The 22,888-nt window shown below is 34.4% G+C and carries 24 protein-coding genes; 12 read left to right on the forward strand and 12 right to left on the reverse strand.

Translation table 11 applies throughout. The features are described from left to right. The first annotated feature begins 272 nt into the window (after nt 1-272). The 4 genes from QZU83_RS02260 (at nt 273) to QZU83_RS02275 (ending at nt 2,681) form a co-directional block, all read left to right on the forward strand. Nucleotides 273-977 (forward strand): TIGR00266 family protein, encoded by a 705-nt coding sequence (locus QZU83_RS02260; RefSeq protein ID WP_295609336.1) that lies wholly within the window; start codon nt 273-275, stop codon nt 975-977. 238 nt (nt 978-1,215) lie between these two features. Beyond that, nucleotides 1,216-1,515 carry an STAS domain-containing protein gene (locus tag QZU83_RS02265; RefSeq protein WP_295609337.1) on the forward strand — a complete coding sequence of 100 codons (300 nt, stop codon included), beginning with the start codon at nt 1,216-1,218 and terminating at the stop codon, nt 1,513-1,515. Beyond that, a complete protein-coding gene (locus tag QZU83_RS02270) occupies nt 1,512-1,892 on the forward strand; it encodes an ATP-binding protein (RefSeq protein WP_295609338.1) in 381 nt (126 codons plus the stop codon). The genes QZU83_RS02265 and QZU83_RS02270 overlap by 4 nt, the downstream gene beginning before the upstream one ends. Nucleotides 1,893-2,042: 150 nt before the next feature. Beyond that, nucleotides 2,043-2,681: a 4'-phosphopantetheinyl transferase superfamily protein gene (locus QZU83_RS02275; protein WP_295609339.1), complete on the forward strand. Its 639-nt coding sequence runs from the start codon at nt 2,043-2,045 to the stop codon at nt 2,679-2,681. An 81-nt stretch (nt 2,682-2,762) separates the two neighbouring features. On the opposite strand, the gene QZU83_RS02280 is transcribed toward QZU83_RS02275, so the two are convergent. The 4 genes from QZU83_RS02280 to QZU83_RS02295 all read right to left on the reverse strand — a co-directional run bounded on the left by QZU83_RS02280 (nt 2,763) and on the right by QZU83_RS02295 (nt 5,808). Continuing rightward, a complete protein-coding gene (locus tag QZU83_RS02280; RefSeq protein WP_295609340.1) occupies nt 2,763-3,563 on the reverse strand; it encodes a DUF2207 family protein in 801 nt (266 codons plus the stop codon). 23 nt (nt 3,564-3,586) lie between these two features. After that, complete coding sequence (locus tag QZU83_RS02285) at nt 3,587-3,772, reverse strand: hypothetical protein (RefSeq protein ID WP_295609341.1); 186 nt, start codon at nt 3,770-3,772, stop codon at nt 3,587-3,589. A 197-nt stretch (nt 3,773-3,969) separates the two neighbouring features. Further along, on the reverse strand, nt 3,970-4,986 hold the full coding sequence (locus tag QZU83_RS02290) for an aminopeptidase P family protein (RefSeq protein WP_295609342.1): 1,017 nt from the start codon (nt 4,984-4,986) through the stop codon (nt 3,970-3,972). Nucleotides 4,987-5,019: 33 nt separating this feature from the next. Then, nucleotides 5,020-5,808, reverse strand: coding sequence for a DUF4013 domain-containing protein (locus tag QZU83_RS02295; RefSeq protein ID WP_295609343.1), 789 nt, complete (start codon nt 5,806-5,808; stop codon nt 5,020-5,022). 138 nt (nt 5,809-5,946) lie between these two features. Between QZU83_RS02295 and QZU83_RS02300 the strand changes: the two genes are divergently transcribed. Genes QZU83_RS02300 through QZU83_RS02310 form a run of 3 tightly spaced genes read left to right on the forward strand, consistent with a single transcriptional unit; the run spans nt 5,947 to nt 8,447 of the window. Next, on the forward strand, nt 5,947-6,588 hold the full coding sequence (locus QZU83_RS02300) for a site-2 protease family protein (RefSeq protein ID WP_295609344.1): 642 nt from the start codon (nt 5,947-5,949) through the stop codon (nt 6,586-6,588). A 1-nt stretch (nt 6,589) separates the two neighbouring features. Continuing rightward, nucleotides 6,590-7,792: a YcaO-related McrA-glycine thioamidation protein gene (locus tag QZU83_RS02305; RefSeq protein WP_295609345.1), complete on the forward strand. Its 1,203-nt coding sequence runs from the start codon at nt 6,590-6,592 to the stop codon at nt 7,790-7,792. Between the two features lie 4 nt (nt 7,793-7,796). Beyond that, nucleotides 7,797-8,447, forward strand: a complete 651-nt coding sequence (locus tag QZU83_RS02310) for a TfuA-related McrA-glycine thioamidation protein (RefSeq protein WP_295609346.1) — start codon at nt 7,797-7,799, stop codon at nt 8,445-8,447. A 160-nt stretch (nt 8,448-8,607) separates the two neighbouring features. Here QZU83_RS02310 and QZU83_RS02315 read toward each other — a convergent pair whose 3' ends face one another. Genes QZU83_RS02315 through QZU83_RS02330 form a run of 4 tightly spaced genes read right to left on the reverse strand, consistent with a single transcriptional unit; the run spans nt 8,608 to nt 11,581 of the window. Further along, nucleotides 8,608-9,066, reverse strand: a complete 459-nt coding sequence (locus tag QZU83_RS02315; RefSeq protein WP_295609347.1) for a hypothetical protein — start codon at nt 9,064-9,066, stop codon at nt 8,608-8,610. 10 nt (nt 9,067-9,076) lie between these two features. Beyond that, complete coding sequence (locus tag QZU83_RS02320) at nt 9,077-9,916, reverse strand: CBS domain-containing protein (RefSeq protein WP_295609348.1); 840 nt, start codon at nt 9,914-9,916, stop codon at nt 9,077-9,079. Between the two features lie 46 nt (nt 9,917-9,962). Beyond that, entirely contained in the window at nt 9,963-10,385 is a 423-nt protein-coding gene (locus QZU83_RS02325) for a universal stress protein (protein ID WP_366925375.1), read from the reverse strand. A 41-nt stretch (nt 10,386-10,426) separates the two neighbouring features. Continuing rightward, entirely contained in the window at nt 10,427-11,581 is a 1,155-nt protein-coding gene (locus QZU83_RS02330; protein WP_295609350.1) for an amidohydrolase family protein, read from the reverse strand. 133 nt (nt 11,582-11,714) lie between these two features. Between QZU83_RS02330 and QZU83_RS02335 the strand changes: the two genes are divergently transcribed. Beyond that, on the forward strand, nt 11,715-12,311 hold the full coding sequence (locus tag QZU83_RS02335; protein ID WP_295609351.1) for a zinc ribbon domain-containing protein: 597 nt from the start codon (nt 11,715-11,717) through the stop codon (nt 12,309-12,311). A gap of 73 nt (nt 12,312-12,384) precedes the next feature. On the opposite strand, the gene carB is transcribed toward QZU83_RS02335, so the two are convergent. Then, a complete protein-coding gene (gene carB, locus QZU83_RS02340) occupies nt 12,385-15,561 on the reverse strand; it encodes a carbamoyl-phosphate synthase large subunit (protein WP_295609352.1) in 3,177 nt (1,058 codons plus the stop codon). A 20-nt stretch (nt 15,562-15,581) separates the two neighbouring features. Further along, nucleotides 15,582-16,664 (reverse strand): glutamine-hydrolyzing carbamoyl-phosphate synthase small subunit, encoded by a 1,083-nt coding sequence (gene carA / locus QZU83_RS02345; RefSeq protein WP_295609353.1) that lies wholly within the window; start codon nt 16,662-16,664, stop codon nt 15,582-15,584. Nucleotides 16,665-16,863: 199 nt separating this feature from the next. On the opposite strand from carA, the gene QZU83_RS02350 reads away from it, so the two are divergent. After that, entirely contained in the window at nt 16,864-18,381 is a 1,518-nt protein-coding gene (locus tag QZU83_RS02350) for a DEAD/DEAH box helicase (protein ID WP_295609354.1), read from the forward strand. A gap of 3 nt (nt 18,382-18,384) precedes the next feature. Here QZU83_RS02350 and nadC read toward each other — a convergent pair whose 3' ends face one another. Beyond that, complete coding sequence (nadC, locus tag QZU83_RS02355) at nt 18,385-19,206, reverse strand: carboxylating nicotinate-nucleotide diphosphorylase (RefSeq protein ID WP_295609355.1); 822 nt, start codon at nt 19,204-19,206, stop codon at nt 18,385-18,387. Nucleotides 19,207-19,274: 68 nt separating this feature from the next. Here nadC and rnz point away from each other — a divergent pair, with 68 nt between their 5' ends. From rnz to nadA, 3 genes are all read left to right on the forward strand, one after another. After that, nucleotides 19,275-20,177: a ribonuclease Z gene (gene rnz / locus QZU83_RS02360; protein WP_295609356.1), complete on the forward strand. Its 903-nt coding sequence runs from the start codon at nt 19,275-19,277 to the stop codon at nt 20,175-20,177. A gap of 103 nt (nt 20,178-20,280) precedes the next feature. Beyond that, on the forward strand, nt 20,281-20,964 hold the full coding sequence (locus QZU83_RS02365; RefSeq protein ID WP_295609357.1) for a mechanosensitive ion channel family protein: 684 nt from the start codon (nt 20,281-20,283) through the stop codon (nt 20,962-20,964). After that, a complete protein-coding gene (gene nadA / locus QZU83_RS02370; protein ID WP_295609358.1) occupies nt 20,961-21,878 on the forward strand; it encodes a quinolinate synthase NadA in 918 nt (305 codons plus the stop codon). The genes QZU83_RS02365 and nadA overlap by 4 nt, the downstream gene beginning before the upstream one ends. Nucleotides 21,879-21,887: 9 nt before the next feature. Here the strand turns inward: nadA and QZU83_RS02375 are convergent, their stop codons facing one another. Continuing rightward, nucleotides 21,888-22,883, reverse strand: a complete 996-nt coding sequence (locus QZU83_RS02375; RefSeq protein ID WP_295609359.1) for a hypothetical protein — start codon at nt 22,881-22,883, stop codon at nt 21,888-21,890. Nucleotides 22,884-22,888: the final 5 nt, after the last annotated feature.

Consider the following 22,888-nt stretch of genomic DNA (forward strand, 5'->3'; position numbering starts at 1 on the left):
ATTATATGTAAATATTGAACAATTTAATATTTAAATTATTAAGAAATACTTTGAAATTTCGCCAAAAACCAATTAAAAAAAATATGAATAATTTATTTGATTATTTAAAAAATGTTAAACTATCTAAAAAATCATTGATGAAAAAGTTGCCTGTTTAAACTTCCTGCATGATTCTATCCAATATGAACATTAAATTGATGAAAAACAACATATCAATTTATTTATACACTAAAATTCAATAGAAAATTATACGACAACATCAGGTGATAAATATGGAATATGAAATAAGAGGCGGTGCCTTTCCTATTGTAGTATGTACATTACAAAAAGGGGAGATTATGAAAAATGAAACCGGTGCAATGGCTTTCATGACCTCAAATATAAAAATGGAAACCAATACCGACGGAGGACTTTTAAAGGGTCTTGGAAGAATGTTATCAGGAGACACAATATTTTTTAATTTCTTTACTGCACAATCCGATAATCAGCAAATAGGATTTTCAGCACGTACTCCTGGAAAGATTATGCCAATAAAATTAACCGGATCAAATACCATCATTGGCCAAAAATGTGCATTCCTGGCCGCAGAAGAAAGTGTTGATGTGGACATATACTTCAGCAATAAACTAGGAACCGGAATCTTTGGTGGTGAAGGATTTATTCTTCAACAATTCAACGGAACAGGAATGGTATTCCTAGAAATCGATGGAGAAGTTATTGAAAAGGATCTGCAACCCGGAGAAAAATTACTTCTTGACCCTGGACACCTTGCAGCCATGGAATCTACTGTTGATTTCGACATAGAAAGAGTCAAGGGAGCTAAAAATATATTATTTGGAGAAGGATTGTTTTTTGCTAAACTACAAGGTCCTGGAAAAGTATGGATACAAACTATGCCGATTACCAAATTAGCTGAAGCCCTAATCCCATACCTGCCAAAACCAAAAAGCGATTCTGATTGGGGCGGAATATTATGACTAAATGAAAAAAGAAGAAAATAGGGGAAAAACAGGAGTTATGGATTGATTTAGTAAGATACTTGAAATTTTGACCATCATATATCTTTGCAAAGATGGAATGTTTACTAAAGAATTTTCATTCTCCCCAATATTTTCACATGAAAATATTTTAGTATTAAAAAATCCAAAAATAACATCATAATTCTGAATAGCATTTAATTACAGAAGACAATGAATATTAATTGGAGTCGTTGATATGGAAATAACCAAAAATTATAATGGAAAAGAACTGACATTGTCCGTTGAAGGTCGTGTTGATACAATTACATCAAAAGAACTGGAACAGGAAATCAATGATGAACTTGGCAATTTTGACTCATTAATTATTGACTTTACTGAATTGAAATACATTTCAAGTGCAGGACTTAGAGTTTTAATTGCTACTCAAAAGAAATTACGACTGGAAAACATACCATTTGTCATTAAAAACGTTAACGATACCGTCGGAGAAATATTTAGAATGTCCGGTTTTGATAAAATACTTAAGATAGAATGAATTCAATAACACTTAAACCCGAATTATCTGAATTACACACTTTAAATGAGTTTATTTTAAAAGAAATTCAAAAAGAAGATCTTAAAGTCGATTTAATAGTTGAAGAAGTATTCGTCAATCTTGTGGATTATTCAAAAACAGAATTTATCACAGTTAATGTGAACTATAACCCACCTACATTGACTTTAGAGTTCATTGACAATGGAATTGAATTTAATCCCCTTTTAAAAGAAAAATATACTCCTCCAACTAGCATTGAAGAAGCTGAAATCGGAGGGCTGGGAATCTTTTTAACTGAAGAATTGGCTGATGATCTCAAATACCATTATATTAATGGTGAAAACCACTTGCAAATTATTAAAAATGTGGAACCATAAGATAAACTAAAGAAAATATTAATTCCATTCATATTAACGGCAGTTATCGATACTCTACTTCCATAAAAAAACCCCCCGTTTCATTATTGAATGACATGAAGAACTTTACCTAATCTACAAGGACACGACATTATTAAATTTAAAGATAAAATGATTAAATTAGCCTATTGCAATGTGGAAAATTTGGATTTGAAGAAAGCTTATGACTTGGTTTCTCAAAATCGAAAAGAAAAAATTGATTTTTACAGATTTGAAAAAGATAAAAAACTGAGTGCCGGAGCTTACCTTCTTTTAAAAAAATTATTGTCCGAATCAAACATTAAAAATCCCGTCTTTAAAACTGGAAAATATGGTAAGGCATACATATCTAACTTTGAAAATATTTATTTTAATTTGAGCCATTCAAATAAAATAGTTTTATGTGCAATATCCAATGAGGAAGTTGGAGTCGATGTTGAATATATTGACCCTACAATTGATTTAAACATAGCGAAAAATTACTTCTACAACACCGAATATGAAAATATCATGAATGTGAAAAACAGGCCTGATGAATTTTTCAAATATTGGGTTTTGAAAGAAAGCTACATGAAATATACCGGTCTGGGAATGAACTTAGAGTTAGATAGCTTTGAAATTATAATTGAAGATGAGATTAAACTCAAAAATGACAATGATAATTTAAAGTTTAATCTGTTCCATATCAAAAACTATAAAATTGGAACCGCAAGCCATTATGATGTGGCAAATCTGATTGAATATAACGTTGAGGAACTGTTAAAAAGTTAGCGGCAAGCTGAAGAGTCCTGCAACATTATCATATATTTAAATCTATTTTTGAAAAGCAGTGAAAATTATTTAAGTGGAGGATTATCCCCCACCAGGAATGGTATATTTATCGTTTACACCATAAAATATCCCATCTCCTTTTCGTTTTTCAGTAACATTCAATAATGCATTATTGAATATTATATTTAATAATTTATATCCATCCTTATCAATGAAATCTGTTAATGGAGAGTTATTTTCCCTTATTTTTAAAGCATCCTTTTCAATGTCAAAGCATGCTCCATAAAGTACCTGTGTTGAATTTTCCAAAACTGATTCCGGAGGATACTTTTCAGTTAAATCTTTTGATTTTAGATAATCCCGATAGTCCATCCATTCTTTTTTAATTTCCTTTCCTTTGTTTGTTAATTTAGAATTTTGCAGGATATCCCTATAATTTTTACCGTCATACTCATTTTCTGTATTGAGAGCACTGACAAATTCATTGAAATCCTTTTCGAATTTATTTGCAATTGAGGAGTTATTGCTTTGTTTTGCCATAGCTTTTAAGTTGAATTTTTTATTTTTATTCATATTCTTAAGCAATTTTATGGCCAATGATTCAGAAGTCTTCAATTCACCCTTATTTGCGATTCTAAGAGTTATTTTTTTCATAACTTCCATATCTTTAGGAGTTAATTTCTTACCCACTTCATAGGACTCATCCAAATCAATATCGCATCTGATTTGATCATTATTGATTAAACCGAGTATGGTAAGTGACAATGAATTTACTCCCATCTCCTTATTTTTTGCAAATAAAATGGAGACCATTGGATATGAATCATCACTTGGAATATTTTTAATGTTACTGTCATTTGGACCATTGTCTATATTTAACACATTACCAAACCCCCAATATTTTCTTATTCTTCTTCATCTTTTAAAGATTCAAGATATGCTTCACGAATTTCTTCTGCAAATTCGTCATTCCCTTCAACAATAGGTCCTGTGTAATCACAATCCCTGCAAACACATTGTGACCAATTTTGAGGAATAATCCAATCAACATTTTTTGATCCACATCTTGGACAGAGTTTATGCATTTTCATTTTTATATTCTCCTAATTTTTTGTGGGGACTTCATCAATCCCACTTGTTAATCAGTCTATTTAACAATATATATAAAGTTTTTCGAATGCAAGTGCCCACATACATCGTTAAATTTACGAATAAAAACTAATAATCTATTTGATTTAAAAAATACTAGTGAAACTTAATTAGTTATCAATAATAATTCAGTTCAATGTCATTCTATGTTTAACGGCAAATCTCCTATGACCTCACCTTTTTTGGAAATGCTTATAGTATCTTCCAGGCGAACACCGAATTCTCCTTCCAGATAAATTCCGGGTTCAACCGTGATGACCATGCCCTCTTCAATTATTGTCTTATCGCGAAGTGAAAATCCGGGAGTTTCATGAATATCCAGACCCAAACTATGACCTGTTGAGTGTATAAATTTATCTTCATAACCATAACCAGATATAATATCTCGTGCAACCTTATCCACTTCACAGCATTTCATTCCAGGTTTGACTGCTTTTATTGCCTTGTCGTGTGCCTCTGCAACAATATCCCAAATTTCCTGCTGACGCTCACTATAAACCATAGTACGGGTATTATCAGAGCAATACCCATCAAAAATAGCTCCCCAATCTATCAATATGGGTTGAGATAATTTTTTGGCTTCTGGAATTGCATGAGGCAAGCTTGAGGAAGCACCGCTGGTAACTATCGTGTCAAATGATTCCTTTGAAGCACCGTTTTCAATCATATGGCGAACCAGATCAAATGCCACTTCCTTTTCAGTACCGGGATTATTTAATATGTCCAATTGCAGAAATGATTTTTGAGCTATTTCAGTTGCCTTTGCAATCTTTTTGATTTCCTCAGGCATTTTAATCATCCTCTGTTTGTCGATGTAGGTTTTTGCATCAATTTCAAAATCGTCCCTAAATCGAACAAAAGTGCTGAAAGGCAGTGCCGGTTCAATAGCCAAACATTTAATTCCCTCTTCCTTCAGCTCATTAATCATCACGTCATATGATTCATACTCCTTCACTTCAATTGAAGAAGTGTTTTTAGCCAATTCCATATCCATTCCTGATGCATAGACAATAGGATTTTCCTTTATAATGCAAAAGGCAAAACTGGTGGGCCTGTATCCTGAAACATATTCCACGTTGGTAAATTGAGTAAGAAGATAAGCTTGAAAATCATCCTTTTCCAAATCATTTAAAATATTATTTACATGCAAATCCATGATTAATTATTTGGAAGAGGTATTATAAAAAAATTAGGAGTATTCTTCAGATTGTCTTGATTTAATCTCAGCATCCTTTATATCACAGTATACTGCACCAATACCCAGATATTGAGTTGCAAATATTAAAAAGCCGAAAATCATCTCCCATAAGTTATCAAGCATAATATCAAGAAGAAGGTTAACGGATTGAAGGACCGTTAAAAACACAATTGCCAAAATAAGACTGGTATAATCCAGAATATAATTTCTAAAGCCAAATATCTTAATGCTTCTCCAAATAGCTATAAAATCAAATGCCGCAAAGAAACTTTTAGTGTCTGCAAGTCTTGCCAGGGACACCTCTGCAAAAAATGTGGTGAAATAAAATACAAGACCTCCTGCAAGTATAAACGTCAGCATAAATTCCGGGCTGTTGACAAAGAACATTTCAATTGTTTCATCTAAGTTCAACAGCAGGTGATGCAAATCAAATAGGGGCAAATCAAATGCAGATGCTGTCAAATATAAAAGGGCTGTTTGTAAAAGAACAAAAAATCCATAAACAAAAGTTGATTTTACACCAAGATTAATGACATCACCAGGAATAATTTTAGGCAATCTGTAACCATGGTTTATCCTATCGCGAGCAATCACCATACCATAACCATTCAATAATATTAGAACAAGGATTCGAATTATGCCCTGAATATTTGAATCGAAGTAATTCGTAGAATAATCAGGAATCAAATTCAAAAGAAATATTATCAGACATATGAATATGAAAAATACCACATCATAACTGCAATATTCAAGCACTTTTTTCAATTTCATTAATGGCATAGACTACTCCCCTAAACTAAATTAAATTCAACGAACTATAAAAAACTATTTGTTGAATTATACAAAAAAAAGTTTAAACATCCGTTCAAATCAAAAAAAAGATAATTTTATTAAAGTCAAAATAGATACTTTAAAATTATGTTTAAATTTACAGCTAGTGAAGTAAGAGATTTAATAATTGCATTTATTGTTATTTCACTTTGTTTTGCAATAGCAAATGCAGGAAGAGATATCAATGCAATACTTTACCTATTGCCAATGATTATGGTTGGAGTGGGTGCCGGTTTCATATTGCACGAGCTCGGACATAAATTTGTGTCAATGAAATATGGTTACTGGGCAGAATTCAAATTATGGCCTCAGGGATTAATATTTGCACTCATTACATCATTTTTCGGATTTGTATTTGCTGCCCCAGGTGCAGTTTACACATATGCAAACTACATGACCGATGAAATAAACGGTAAAATATCAATTGCAGGTCCGATTGTCAATATACTTCTTGCACTAATCTTTTTAGCGATATGCATTGCGATTTACCCATCCGCATTCCACTCACAGACTTCAGTGTTAATATTGAATATTTGCGCTTTGGGTTACTCCATCAACAGTTTTCTTGCAGCATTCAACCTGCTTCCAATTGGAAACCTTGACGGATCAAAAGTATTGAGATGGAATATCGGAATTTGGCTTATCATATTCGCTATTGCAGGACTCATGACATTAATGTCAATGACAATTGGTGTGGAAAATATTATTAGACTAATTATAGGAATTTAAAATGACTGAAAAACTTACATACTTTAAGGGAACTCATAGAGTAATTGCTCCTAAAAAGACTATTGAAATCAATCAAGACAAACTTAAAACAGCAGGAATTACCCGTATTGCAGACATTACCGATTTGGACAGGGTCGGACTACCAATATATACCGCCATCAGACCGACCGCAGAAGATGGTGCAGTCAGCATTTACGGAGGAAAGGGAATTTCAAAAGACCATGCCAAAGCCTCTGCAATGATGGAAGGATTTGAAAGGTATTCTGCTGAAAAGCAAGACAGTGATGATACAGTAATAGCAAATTTGGATGAAATAGCTAAAAAAGGAAACTATATTGACCCGAAATCACTGAATTTAGGTCAGAATTTGGAAAAGCAGGATTTAAGCGAATTTAAGTTGGAATGGAATCTGGCATTCGATATAATTTCAGGTGAGGAATATTATGTTCCGTCAAATGCAGTATACCACCCTTATATCCATGAGGACTCCATTGACGGACTGTTTAAATCAAATACCAACGGTTTGGCATCAGGAAATGTACTTGATGAAGCTATTCTGCATGGAATGTTTGAAGTAATTGAAAGAGATGCATGGAGCATATTTGAGTTAACCCATAAAAATTATGCCCAAATAGATTTGGACACTATTGAAAGTGATATCGTTAATGACACCGTTGACAAGTTCGAATCCGAAGGGATAAAGATAAAACTAATGGATTTTACTGCAGATATCAATGTTCCAACAATAGCAGCTTCAGCAGACGATACAGTATCAAAAGATGCCGGACTTCTGACATTGGGAATGGGAACGCACCTTGATCCTGAAGTTGCAATCCTCAGAGCATTGACAGAAGTAGCTCAAAGCAGGGCAACCCAAATAAATGGCGCACGTGAAGATACTGTCAGAGCTGATTTTGCACGTGAAGCTGGCTATGAGCGAATGAAAAGAATCAACAAGTATTATTTCAAAGAAGAGGAAAATAAAATCAACTTGTCAGATATTGAAAATAAAGCTACAACTTCAATCACAGAAGATATTGAAATCGTTAAGGATGAACTGATATCCAATGACATCAGTAAAATTCTATACACTGATTTGACACGACCCGAATTGGACATCAGCGTTGTTCGCGTCATCATTCCGGAAATGGAGCTTTATGCACTTGACCAAAGCAGAGCAGGATATAGATTTTTAAAAGTATGATACCATGACAAAAATCATAATTTATACTGGACTGTCCCTTCCATTCAGCGAAGCGAAGGAGATTTTGGACTCCCACGGAGATGTTGAAGTAATCTATAAAAGACCTATTCAAAGAGGAGATTTGAATCTTGCTTTAAAAGAAAATCCCGACATTATCGGAATAATTGACGGAGTATTTCACCAAAGCTCCGCTGTCGGACATAAGGAAATCTTAAATGCAATTAAAAAAGGCATCAAAGTTTATGGTGCTTCAAGCATGGGTGCTTTAAGAGCATCCGAGCTGGATGTTTTGGGAATGACTGGAATAGGTTATGTCTACAACCAGTATGCAAGCGGTGAAGTTGATTCTGATGATGATGTTGCAGTAATGCTTGATTCTGATACCTTAGAGGCACTTTCAGAACCTCTGATAAATATGAAATACGTTTTTACAAATGCAGTTGAAGAAAACATCATAACTGAAGATGAAAAGGATGAATTACTTGCAATTGCTAAAGAAACGTTTTATCCGAAAAGAAACTATGCCCAAACCTTAAGTGCATCAAATCTGGATGCCTCCAAAAAGGATAAGCTCATTGATTTCATACGCCAATCCCCAGACATTAAAAAAGAAGATGCAAAAAAATTATTGCACTGTATTAAAAATGAGATATAGATTTGGCAAACCATTTTATTGGAATTTTTAATCAAAACAAATCAAAATAAAAATTCATTAAATTAAATTATAAAAATAAGATAAAACTATGAATTTAATTGATTGAGTATCAATGTTAATGAAAGTGTTAACACTACCATCAAACATCACGCAATTAAATTCACTTGTTCATTTCCAAGTATTTTTTTAAAACAATGTCTGGAGTCTCAATAGTCTTTTCAATAGTTTTAGCAAACTCATTTGCTTCAAAATCTTCGCTTGTTTTGACTAAACCTTTCAAAATCACTTGTTTACCCTCGATCTTAAAGCCAACATCATCAGCTTCTATTTCAATTAAACTGATCTCTATTTCAGAAGCCTTTTCCAATACATCATCGGCTTTAACCTCATATTTAAGTTTCAAATTCTTATGAGGCATCAATTCATTAATCGTTCTTTTGATAACTGATTCGAAAAGTTCCAAAAATTTTAAAGCAGGGGACATATTATTAGCCCACCAATAAGTAAGAACAGAATTAAGAACAATTTCGTGTTCGACAAAATCATCATATAATCTTGCACGAACACCTACAACACTATCGTCAACTGTTTTAATCACTAAAACCGGACTAACAGCCATCCTATCACAGCTATTCTACTAAAGCTTTAATCAAATCACTAGCTCTGACAAGACCGACTAAGTCTCCTTCAACACCGATGACAGGAATTTGCTCAATGTTTAAGGATTTCATTTTTTTAGCACAGTCAGAAACTTTAGTTTTGGAGTTAGCTACTTCAACATTGCCGATAGCAACATCGCCAACTACTTTGTCTGTGAATTTCAAATGGTTTTTCTCAATGTATAAAATGGAAGTACTATCCCAAGACCATTTATCTCCTTCAGTACCTACAGTGGAACTGTGTTCACTTCTTTCTGAAATAATTTCAATTTCAGAGATGAAATCAGTTTCAGTTAAAATACCAGATAATTTTGCATTGTCATCCAATGCCAAAATAGATTTTAAACCGAATTGATTCATGGATTCGAAAGCAACGTTTAATGGAGCTTTATCCCATGTAGTTGGAACAGTAGTAATCATATAATTTTCAACAGCATCATTGATTGTAAGTTTAGTTAATGCTTTGGACACCAAATCGAAAGATGTGATAATTCCAACAAGTTCACCGTCATCATTTACTACAGGAACCCTTCTTACATTATTTTCAATCATTTTGCGAGCAACATCTATTACATCCTCACTAGGATTTGCAGTAACTAAATCTCTAGTCATCAACATTGCAATTTGTTCTTCGTCAGGATTATTAATTAAATCAGAACGGGTTACTAGTCCTACTAAAATATCAGTATCTTCTTTAACTACAGGAAGTACTGCTTTGTTTTCTTTTCTCATTAAGTCTAAAACTTTTTCTCTGTTACCTGGTACGGAAACACTGACTACATTTTTAGACATTGTTCTTTTAACTAACATAAAAACACCTATATTAACAAAATTATAATAATAAATTAATAATAATCTAATGGATTACAAGTACTGCGCATTTGGCCGAATTTACAACCTTATCTGCTACACTACCCATTATAAATCTATCAAATCCAGATTTACCTGAACTTCCCATGACTATTAAATCAATATCTTCTTCAGCTGCCACTTCTAAAATACATCTTGCAGGAGAACCTTCTTTAATTACATGAGATATTTTTATATTATCTGCATTTAATTTGTCAAATTCTTCAAGATTCTCTTGAGATCTTTCCTTTAAGACCTGATTTAACTGGTACACTTCATCATCCAATGGAAGTCCGTTGACAAAATTGTTCTCTGTGACACTTACGGCAACTATTTCAGCGCCAGTGACACCTGCCAAAAATAATGCATGCTTTTGAGCTTTCTTTGCAAATTCTGATCCGTCAGTCGGAACCAATATTTTTTTATACATCATTATCAACTCCCATATCATATAGATTTATATCCATGATATTATACAATACATTTTTTATTAATGATATATAATATATTTTTCGTTTCTAGCCTATTGCATATATTAAGGTATGGATTTTTAGAAAAAGATTTGAAAATTATAAATTCGGCGAAATAACCCTCATCTATAAAGGATTTTTGTACAATATTATTTACATCATTGCTGCAGACATTAGTTGTAGCCATTTGTAACAACTGCTGCGGACTAATATAAGATTTATAATAAACAGACATTAATTTTAAGGTAAATTCCAACTCCCTAAGCATATTTGGAGAGTTTAGCATTACATTATCAGTTCCAAGTAGCGGCCTTACTCCCAGTCCCAGCATTTCATTCAGTCTGCAAACCCCCACATTCAATGTTGCATTGGCCCTCGGACAAACTACAATGTTGGAACTTGATTTTGAAACCAGCTCCAAATCATTATTTTTGGGATTTGTAAGGTGAACCAGCTGGGAAAAGTTACTGTTAATGCCCTTTTCGATTTCGGTTTTATTAAATTCATTCAATGATTCTATTTGATTTGATTCTGATTCCGCAACATGAATTGATGAAATCTTACCCTGTTTACTGCATTCATCGACAATCAGATTTGCAACGTCCTGTGTAATTTCACCAAAGCCACTTGGTGCAATTCCATCAGCAACCTTTAAAAGCTTTCTAATAGCTATTTTGACTTTACCCAAATCAGGATCGTCCCCATAAAAACTATCGTCACGACCTAAAATAATCGGTTTAATCGGAATATCTTTACTAGCCTCCCTTAAAAGTTCAACTCCCCTAATTCCACCTTCGCGATAATCGATGAAATGGGTTGTTCCTGAGTTAACCATATCCCACATTGACTCCTGCATGGCATGGATTAGCTCTTCATCGGTTGCATTTGCCAGTGCCTTATGTTTAACCCCATCCGGAGGCTTGACCATTTCACTTAAGGACAAACCATACCCTTCATCCTTAATTATCGAATCGCCAATGTGAATATGGCCATTGATAAATGAAGGGCAGACAACAGCACCATCAACATCGATGATTTTACCTTCTTTTGCATCTTTTTTTATCTGAATGATTTTACCGTCATCTACAACGATGTTTTCCTTTGATGGAATTAAATTCTGACCTTTTAAAATGATTCCGTTTGATATAGTAAACATTAATCTAGAATCTAATTTTTTTTATTAAAATAATTTTTCATTAACTTTATTAGATTTAAAAAAATAATATTAAACCAAGTGCAATCAAGATTTTTGCACAAATTCAACACTTCGCTTTTTTAAGATAATGGAGATGATTTCAATTAACTCTCAAGAAATAAGATACTTTTACCGAAACATTGTGAAAACTGGTGATGTATATAGAGTTAAACACAATAATAAAGATTATGGAGAGTTTAGAAAATTGTCTGATGCATTATATGAGCGAGATGCGCTATTTTTTTGTAATTTCGACTATGACCTGCTTGTTGAATGCGACCTTGAAAACAAGTATGAAAATATGGTATTGCCTCCTTTTCCCGAAAAACGGCCAAGAGGACGTATAAAGGGAACAAAATTTAACAAAAAGGAAAGAGAAGGGGAAATCCTCTTTGATCATAAGGTTAAAGGTTTTTATATCAAAAGAATGGGTGAGATTATCGGCTATTACGATACGATGACAGAAGCGTTTTACTATAAAAAACTCCTGATGGACAATGCCTGGGACATGAGCGTCCTTAAAAGCAACATCACTGAAAGAATTGACGTCAATATCGTCATTAATCAAAACAAAGAATATGAAGTTCAATTAAACTTCTGTCCTAAATGTAAAACAAGGTTAAAAATCGGCGAAGAGGAATGTCCATCCTGCGGTATCAATATCAAAGAATACCTATTCGGCAATTACTGAACTCATCATAGAGAATGCAATAATTGAAATTCTATTTTTAAAAAAAAAAAGTAAATAAAAGGATAAAGAAATATTATTCTCCATCCGCATAGTCGTTTAATGATTTTACATTAATTTCGCTGTTTTGTACAGCCGCAATAGCATTTAAAGCTGCTCTTGCACCAGCCAATGTGGTAACATATGGTATACCAAGTTCAATAGCCAATCTTCTGATAATATAACCGTCTTTAGCAGATTGTTTTCCTTCAGAAGTGTTGATAATCAAATCAATTTCCTTATTAAGTATTGCATCCCTAATGTTAGGGGATCCCTGTGAAACCTTTTTGATTATTTCAATATCTGTCAAACCTGTGGCCTGGCCAGTACCGTTAGTTGCGGCAATATCAAATCCTAAATTGGCAGCCTTTTCTGCAATAGGCCTGATTTTTTTCTTATCCTGTTCTTTAACAGTGAGGAATATTTTTCCTTCTTTAGGAAGTTCCATTCCCGCTGAAAGTTGGGATTTGTAGAATGCCATTCCGAAGTTTTCATCTATACCTATACTTTCACCAGTGGATTTCATTTCAGGACCAAGGATAGTATCTGATTCAGGTAATTTAAGGAATGGGAATACAGACTCTTTTACAGCGACATGGTCAATCTTGATTTCTTTGGTTAAATTGAAGTCTTTTAATTTTGCTCCGTGCATAATCCAGGTAGCCACTTTTGCCAAAGGCACGCCAATAGCTTTGCTTACAAATGGAACTGTTCTACTTGCACGAGGGTTTGCTTCAATAATGTATACCATTTCCTCATCAAGTTTGACTGCATATTGAATATTCATTAAACCTTTTACATCCAATTCCAGAGCCAATTTAGTGGAGTTTTCACGAATGACATCTAAAATATGTGCAGGAATGGTTTGAGGAGGTATTACACATGCAGAGTCACCTGAGTGAACACCTGCTTCTTCGATGTGTTCCATGATACCTGCTATGAATACGTCTTCGCCGTCACATAAAAGGTCAACATCCAATTCAATTGCATCTTCGAGGAACTTGTCCACTAAAATCGGGTGGTCAGGTGAAACTTTTACTGCCTCTTTCATATATTCCTCAAGCTCATTTACATCATAAACAATTTCCATTGCTCTTCCACCAATAACATATGATGGACGTACAAGCACTGGGAATGTGATTCTTTCTGCAATTTCCTTTGCCTCATCAAAAGAGTTTGCAGTTCCATATGGTGCCTGATGAATGTGTAGTTTTTCCAGAAGTTCAGCGAATAATTCCCTGTCTTCTACCCTATCAATACTTTCATAAGGAGTTCCTAAAATTTTAACACCTGCATTAGCCAGAGGTACTGCCAAATTAATTGATGTCTGACCACCGAACTGCACGATGACTCCATCAGGTTTTTCCTGTTCGATGACACCCATTACATCTTCAAAGGTCAATGGCTCGAAGAACAGTTTGTCCGAAATATCGTAATCGGTACTTACGGTTTCAGGGTTGTTGTTGATTAAAATTGTTTCGATTCCATCCTCTTTTAAAGCCAAAGATGAATGTACACAGCAGTAATCGAATTCAATACCCTGACCAATTCTGATCGGACCCGCTCCAAGAATAACAACTTTCTTTTTAGTGGTTGATACCAGTTCGTTTCCAACATCATAGCTGCTGTAGTAGTAAGGGGTTTTTGCCTCAAATTCTGCAGCACAGGTATCTACCATCTTATATGATTGTTTGATGTTGTATCTTGAAAGCAAGTTTCTGACATATTCTTCTGTCTGGCCAGTCAGTGAAGCTAATCTCTTATTTGAGAATCCTAACTGTTTTGCTTTTCTCAAGTAGTATTCATCATCCAATTTTTCAACAGTGACATCATTTTCAAAGTTAACGATGTTTCTGATTTTGTATAGGAAGAAATTATCGATTTTTGTAAGTTCCCTTATCTTATCGATGTCCATTCCGTCCTTGATTGCGGAATAGATTTGGAAATAAATTAAATCAGTCGGATTTGACAAGTCTTCTTCTGTCCATTCAACATATTCAAATCCGTCAAAGCCCATGTCCAAAGATCTTAATGCTTTTTGGAATGCTTCTTCGAAGGTTCTTCCGATAGCCATTACCTCTCCGGTAGCTTTCATTTGAACTCCTACCTGGCGGCTTATTCCTTTGAACTTGTCAAACGGCCATCTTGGGATTTTAATAACAACATAATCGATGGCAGGTTCAAATGATGCAGGAGTCTCTTTGGTAATGTCGTTTTTGATTTCATCCAAAGTCATTCCTAATGCAACTTTTGATGAGATTTTTGCAATCGGATAACCTGTCGCTTTTGAAGCAAGCGCACTGCTTCTTGATACACGAGGGTTTACTTCAATAACTTTGTATTCGTCGGTTTCAGGGTTTAGCGCAAATTGAATGTTACATCCACCGCGAATTCCTAATGCTCTGATAATCTTGATTGATGCGTCACGCATTTTTTGAATGGTTTCGTCACATAGGTTTTGAATTGGAGCAACTACAACACTGTCTCCTGTGTGAATACCCATAGGATCTATGTTTTCCATGGTACATACAATGATACAGGTGTCTTCCTTATCTCTCATTACTTCAAATTCAATTTCTTTCCATCCTAAAACAGATTCGTCAATGAGAACCTGATTGATGAAACTCATATCCAAACCGTGATTTGCGATTTCAATTAATTCCTCTTCATTGTGTGCAATTCCACCACCAGTTCCACCCAAGGTGAATGCTGGCCTTACAATTACAGGATAACCTATTTCTTTTACGGCTTCAAGTGCTGCATCTACACTTTCTACAGCCTGACATTTCGGAATCTGTTCTCCAATTTCTTCCATCAGGTTTGCAAATAAATCACGGTCTTCCACATCTTTAATTGTTTGAACATCAGAACCTATGACCTTAATTCCTTCAAGCAATCCCAAATCTCCAAGACCTGTTGCAATATTTAATCCGGTTTGTCCACCCATAGTTGGTAAAATAGCGTCAATTTCTTCTTCTTTTATAATTTTAGCAACGACTTCTGGAGTTAATGGTTCAGTATAAACTGTGTCGGCCATGTCAATGTCAGTTTGGATTGTAGCCGGATTACTGTTAACCAAAACAGTTTCAATACCTTCCTCTCTTAGTGATTTACATGCTTGTGAACCTGAATAATCGAACTCTGCTGCCTGTCCGATTTGAATAGGTCCTGAACCAATAATTAATACTTTTTTAATATCCTTATCAACTGGCATATATAATCCTCATTAATTTTTTAATAATCTTCCATCATCTGATTAAACTCATCAAAAATGCTTTTTGTATCATTTGGACCAGGGCCCGCTTCAGGGTGGTACTGTATACATTTTAAAGGTAATTCCTTGTGGGAAATTCCTTCTGGAGTTCCATCATTTAAGTTAACTTGAGCTAATTCTAAGTCTGTCTCTTTTAAAGATTCCTTATCAATTGTGAAACCATGGTTTTGAGATGTGATAAACACTTTTCCAGTAGCTAAATCCTTAACCGGCTGGTTTTCACCACGGTGACCAAATTTCATTTTGTAAGACCTTGCTCCAAAAGACTTAGCAATCAATTGTTGTCCCATACAAATTCCGAAAATCGGCAATCTGCTGGAGAGTTTTTTCATGGTTTCAATTGTCTCAGTTACTCTGTCTGGGTTTCCAGGTCCGGAAGTAATCATCAGACCGCTTGGGGAGTAATCCAGGACAGTTTTATAATCAGTATCATAAGGGAATAATACAACACCAATATCCCTTTCTAAAAATGAGTTAATGATATTCTTTTTAACACCACAATCAATCAATGCAACTTTCTTGTCGGCATCTTCATTGAATATTTTAATCTCCTTTGTTGAAACTAAAGGTACAACATCCCTATCTTCAATGCTTGGTTGTGACTTTGCCATTTCCAACAATTTATCATCGTCAATGTCTTCTGTTGTGATTGCTGCTTTTAGTGAACCTCTTTCACGAATTTTTAATGTTAAATCTCTGGTGTCAATTCCGCTGATTCCTGGAGTTTCAAATTCCTTTAAAAACTCATCCAAAGTTTTTTGAGGTCCAAAGTTGGATACTTCACGACAAACTTCACGACAAACAAATCCTTCAACCTGAATGTTATCAGATTGATACCACTTCTCACTTACCCCATGATTTCCTTCCAAAGGATAAGTAGACATTAAAATTTCTCCTTTAAAAGACGGGTCGGTTAAAGATTCAGTATATCCACCCATACCAGTAGAGAAAACAAGTTCTCCCAATTTGGTGGTTTCATAACCGAAAGCTTCCCCTTTTAAAATTGTTCCATCTTCCAAAGCCAATTTAGCTATTTTTACCATTAAATCACCATTATAAAAAAATATAATCTCTATCTTTAATATATATCATTTTACTATATTATTAAATTATTGTTTTTCAGACAAATATTCAAAATTAAAGAAAAAAAATCATCATATTTGAATATAATTAAAAGTGAAACATAAATTAATATTCGATTAACAACAAAATATCACTAATTAAATCTGAAGAGAATATAAAATGGCCAACCAACTAGAAGATTCAGTTAAAAAACATTTGAATGCAAAGGATTTTGCCAAATTTAAAAAATTAATCAGGGAAAATAAAATTTATGATGTCCCGCATAGCTTGACAGGGGATTTAAGGCCCTATCAAAAAATTGGCTATTCATGGCTGGTTCAAAACATCAGATATGGATTCGGAAGCATATTGGCTGACGACATGGGTCTTGGAAAGACAATACAGATTTTATCTGCAATCCTTTATTATAAGGAAAATAATCTCCTGGAAGACAAAACAGCTTTGATAATCGTTCCGCCAACACTAATATCCAATTGGGAAAATGAAATTAAAAAATTCACACCTGATTTGACATATTTCATTTATCACGGGTCCAACAGAACATTTCCCCTGGAGACATATGACATCATATTGACCTCCTACGGCGTTGTCAGGCTTGATTTGGATATGTTTGTTGACCAAAGATGGTTTTTATGCATCATAGATGAAGCCCAAAATATTAAAAATCCAAATACCGAACAGACAAAAGCCATCAAAAGCGTTGATGCAAGGTCAAAAGTTGCATTGACCGGAACTCCAATCGAAAACAAACTTATGGATTACTGGTCAATATTTGATTTTACAAATAAAGGATATTTGTCAACAAAGGATGATTTCAAAAGGCAATATGTTATGCCAATAGAAAAACTGGAAGATGAAGAGACTTTAGATGATTTGAGAACAATAGCCAAACCATTCGTTTTAAGGCGTTTGAAAACCGATGATGACATTAAAAAGGAACTGCCGGAGAAATTCATCAATGACATTTACTGCACATTATCCAAAAAGCAGATAAAACTATATAATGCGATTCTAGACGAGATATTCTTTGATATTGAAAATTCAAAAGGTATTCAGAGAAAAGGAATAATCCTTAAGATATTGACTGCACTGAAACAGACCTGCAACCATCCTGCACAGTTTTTAGACATTAAAAATCCCAAAATATCAGAATCCGGAAAAATGGAACTTTTAGTTGATATACTGTCCAATATTTTAGATGCCAATGAAAAGGTTCTGATTTTTACCCAATATGTTGAAATGGGCAAGCTCATTCAAGAATTAATTTCCAAAAAGTTCAAGCAAGAGGTACTGTTCCTGCACGGATCACAGACAAGGATTGAAAAGGCAAACGTAATTGATACATTCCAGGAGAATGAAAACTATAAAATCCTGGTTGCGACACTTAAAACTGGGGGAACCGGTTTGAATTTGACCGCTGCTCAAAATGTTATCCATTATGATTTATGGTGGAATCCTGCGGTTGAAAATCAGGCAACAGACAGGGTGCATAGAATCGGTCAGGAAAACGACGTCATGGTATACCGATTCATTACAAAGGGAACCCTTGAAGAAACAATTGATGCCATAAGCAAACATAAGACCGATCTGGCAAGCAAATCCATCGTAAGCGATGAAACATTTCTGACTGAAATGACCAACGAAGAGCTGAAAGAAGTTTTAAAATTAAGATTATAAGTCTTAAAACCTCATGCTGAAGTTAAGACTTCTTGAAGAATGTGTCAGAGCACCTATTGAGATGATATCCACACCTAACTTGGCATAATCTGCAATAGTATCGTCAGTAATGCCTCCAGACACTTCGATTAATGAATTTTGACGAATATTTAACTCATTTAACCTGTCAATAACATCACTGACTTCATTTGGATTCATGTTATCAAGCATTACAATATCTGCCCCATTTTTTACACATTCGATTGCATCATCCAATGTTTCCACTTCAATTTCTATTTTTTTAGAAAAACTGGTATTCTTTTTAGCTTTTAACAAAGCATCCAAAGGACTTTCACATGTAGCAATGTGATTGTCCTTAATTAAAACCATGTCATCCAAACTAAAGCGATGGGTATCTGCACCCCCAACCTGAAGCGCATATTTATCAAATTTGGCGATTGCGGGTGAAGTCTTGCGTGTTCCGGCAACCCTCACATCATAATCCTCAACAAGTTTAACATAATGACTGGCTGCAGTGGCCACCCCACTCATCCTCATGGATAAATTCAAGACTGTCCTTTCCAGAAGCAGAATAGTTCTTGCATCCCCCACAACTGACATCAGCAAATCATTTTTAGATATTGATGAACCATCCTTCAACCAGAAATTGACTTTAACACCATATTCTTCAAATACGTCTCTGATTACGTCCATTCCTGCTAAAATTCCTTCATCTTTTGAAACTATCTGAGCAGATATTACCAAACCTTTTTCAACAACAGCATTTGAAGTAATATCACCAAATCCCTCATCTTCGGCCAACATGTATTCTATAATCTTATCCAAAAAATCACCTAAACTTTAATATTATTTAAAATATATATCTAATCTATAATATAATTTAAGTGATTTATATGGAAATAATATTTTTAGGAACCTCTTCAGCAGTTCACTCAAAAGAGAGAAATCAAGTTTCAATTGCCGTTAAGGCATTCGGAAAAGTGATGCTGTTTGATTGCGGAGAAGGAACTCAAAGACAAATGCTCCACACAAAAGTAAGCCCCATGAAAATATCCGAAATATTTATCACACATTTTCACGGAGACCATATTTTAGGCCTTCCGGGACTCATACAATCCCTTGGACTGCATGGAAGAACAGAAAAATTAACAATATACGGTCCCAAAGGATTGCATAAAGTCAGAAATGCAATATTAAACTTCGGTTATTGCAAATATGAATACCCTCTTGAATTCGTTGAAATAGAATCAGGAATCATTAACGAGACTGAAGAATACATTATCAAATGCCAATCCGTCAGACATAATGTTCCCTCTCTTGCATATTCAATTGAAGAAAAGAAAAAGCCAAGGTTTTTAAGGGAAAAAGCCATTGAATTGGGAGTTCCCGTAGGCCCTCTTTTCGGCAAATTGCACAACGGAGAAGAAGTTGAAATTGACGGGAAAATCATAAAGCCCGAACAGGTTCTCGGTGAACCTAGAAAAGGAATTAAACTCACATACTCCGGGGACACCAGACCCTGTGAGGAAATGATTAATCTTGCAAAAGACAGTACTCTTCTAATTCATGAATCAACATTTACATGTCAGGATGAAGAGAATGCTGAAGAGCATGGCCATTCAACAGCGGCTGATGCTGCATATGTTGCAAAGCAATCCAACTGCAAAGAGTTAGTATTGACACATATCAGCACACGCTATAACGGGAAATTTTCTGAAATCCTATTGAATGAAGCACGAGAAATTTTTGAAAATACTGAAATCGCTTACGATTTAATGGAAATTGAACTTAAATGATACTATGGACTTCATTATAACAAATAAAGAGCTACAAATTATATTTTATATAATAATCATTATTGTCTTAATTACCGTCATGACACACATTCTTTCCTATTTTATGAAAAGAAGGGAAACCCATGACAAAGATATGACTGCGGCGTATCTCATTAAAGACATTATAACTTACAGCATATATTTTGTTGCATTAATGTATATTTTGCAGTTCTTTGGAGTAAACCTTGCAGGAACATTGTTGAGTTTAGGTATTGTAGGTATCGCTGTGAGTTTTGCAGCCAAAGACATAATTTCCAATTTATTTTCAGGAATCATATTAATACTTGGAAAAAGCATTAAAGTTGGAGATACCATTGAAATTGATGGTAAAAAAGGAACTGTCGAGAGTATTGCATTTAGATCAACAGTTATCGTCGATAATTTAGGAGTAAGGGATCATATTCCAAACTCCACATTAACAAATAATCCATATTATGAATTTAAACCTGACGAACTGCGTCGGGTTGATGTTTGTATAGGATTGCCTTTATACGTTGACGTGGTGGACTTTGAAGAATACATTACTAAGAAAATTGTAACCTATGATGCAATAGACAACACTCGCGGACCATTGGTTTTTGCAAATAAAACCGACTTTTGGGAAGTTGAAGTTAAAGTATCATTTTGGGTAAAAGATGTTGACAGTGAAAACAGATGGCAATTAATAATAAATGCTAGAGACAAATATAAATTAATAATTGTTAACGATATTAGAAAATACATACGTACGGTTGGTGAAAAAAAATGAGTAGCACAATACAAGAAGAAATTTTAAAGTTGAAAGAAGAAAAAAATGCAATAATACTGGCACATAACTATCAGCCAAAAGAAGTACAGGAAATAGCTGATTTTCTTGGAGATTCTTTAGAATTGTGTATTAAAGCATCAGAAATTGATGATAAGGATTTGGTGGTATTCTGTGGTGTTGACTTTATGGCAGAAACTGCATATATCCTAAATCCGGATAAAAAAATTGTAATACCAACACTGGAAGCCGAATGTCCGATGGCACATATGCTGCCTGAAGATGTTCTCCTGGAAGCTAAAAAAGAACACCCCGATGCCGGCGTAATTCTTTACGTGAACAGTATTGCCGAAGCCAAACAGCATGCAGACACATTATGTACATCTGCCAATGCCGTGAAAGTTACTGAAAGTTTACCTCATGACAAAATACTGTTTGGACCTGATAAAAACCTGGGAAACCATGTGGCAGAAAAATTAGATAAGGAAATTATCCACGTCCCTAAAGACGGCCACTGCTATGTTCACAGATTATTCCACGTTGAAGATGTAGAGCTTAAAAGGGAACAGTATCCTAATGCAGAAATCATCTGCCACCCTGAATGTGACATGAAAGTTCAGAATGCCTGCGATAAAGTAATGTCCACCGGAGGAATGTTAAGATACATCGCCCAAAGCGACAAGGAGGAATTTGTAATCGGGACCGAAATAGACATGATTACAAGAATCAACTCCGAAGTTCCTGGAAAAAAATTGTATCCTCTGCTTGAAGGAGCTATTTGTAATACAATGAAACTTCATACACTGGAAAAAATAAGGGATGCACTTGCCAATGAGGCTCCTGAAGTGGTCTTGCCTAAAGAAGTTGCAGACAAATCCAGAAAAGCAGTTGAACACATGCTTAACGCATCAAAATAGCTAGTTTAACTAGCTTTTATTTTTTACTTTTTTTAAAAAATTATCAAAGGTTTCGATGAAAAATTCAACGTCCCAATACTCTTCAGGATTTTCAGGGGATTTGTATAAAACAATCTCCGAGTTTTCAATCAAATCATTTAAGGGAAGAGTATCAAACTCATGATAATAATAGATATCATCATCATTGGCTAAAATCAATGTCGGGACCTTTATGTTTTTTAACTTATCTTCAACATTATATTCTAAAACAGAATCGTTTCTGAATTTCAAATCATAAATGTCTATGAATAAACCCTCTTCCACAAAATCATCCATTAAAACATCGATTTCATCATTAGTCATTTCATAAAAAACCTTTCTGGAAAAGAAATTTGAGTAGACCAATTTATTAATGGAAACCATTGATTGGGATAATGAACTGTCATAAGTGTCAGAGTAGAACGCATCGGAAGAGTCGATGATGCTTCCTACAACTTTTGAAATTGCATACCTATAACCGCCAGTCTTATAACAACTGTCAGAAACGATAATGAAATCCATCTCATCGGGATATTCACAAGCCCATGTATAAACTTCATATCCTCCCATTCCCCTACCTGTAACTCCAAAAACATGTTCAATACCCAAAAACTCTTTCAAAAATTGTCTTTGAAAATTTACACAATCCAAAACAGAATATTTTGGAAAATGCTGTTTTAAACCTGTTTTTGATGGGGAACATGATTCTGGAACACCTAAAGCAGTTACTGATACGAGAAGATATTCATCTTTATTAAAAGGACCACATTGAGATGTCATATTATACATTTCATTAATCGAATAACAGGTTCCCATATATGAATGGAAAAAAACAATCGCATTAACTATATTGCCTTCATCATCATATTTTGGTGTGCCTGAAATGAAATATTCCACATCCAGATCATCCAACTGTTCACCGCTTTCAAATTCGAAGCTTTCCAATGTATACATACCATACCCTAAAAATGACTCATCAAACTCCAAAAAAT

The organism is uncultured Methanobrevibacter sp., assembly GCF_902771435.1.
Taxonomy (GTDB): Archaea; Methanobacteriota; Methanobacteria; order Methanobacteriales; family Methanobacteriaceae; genus Methanocatella.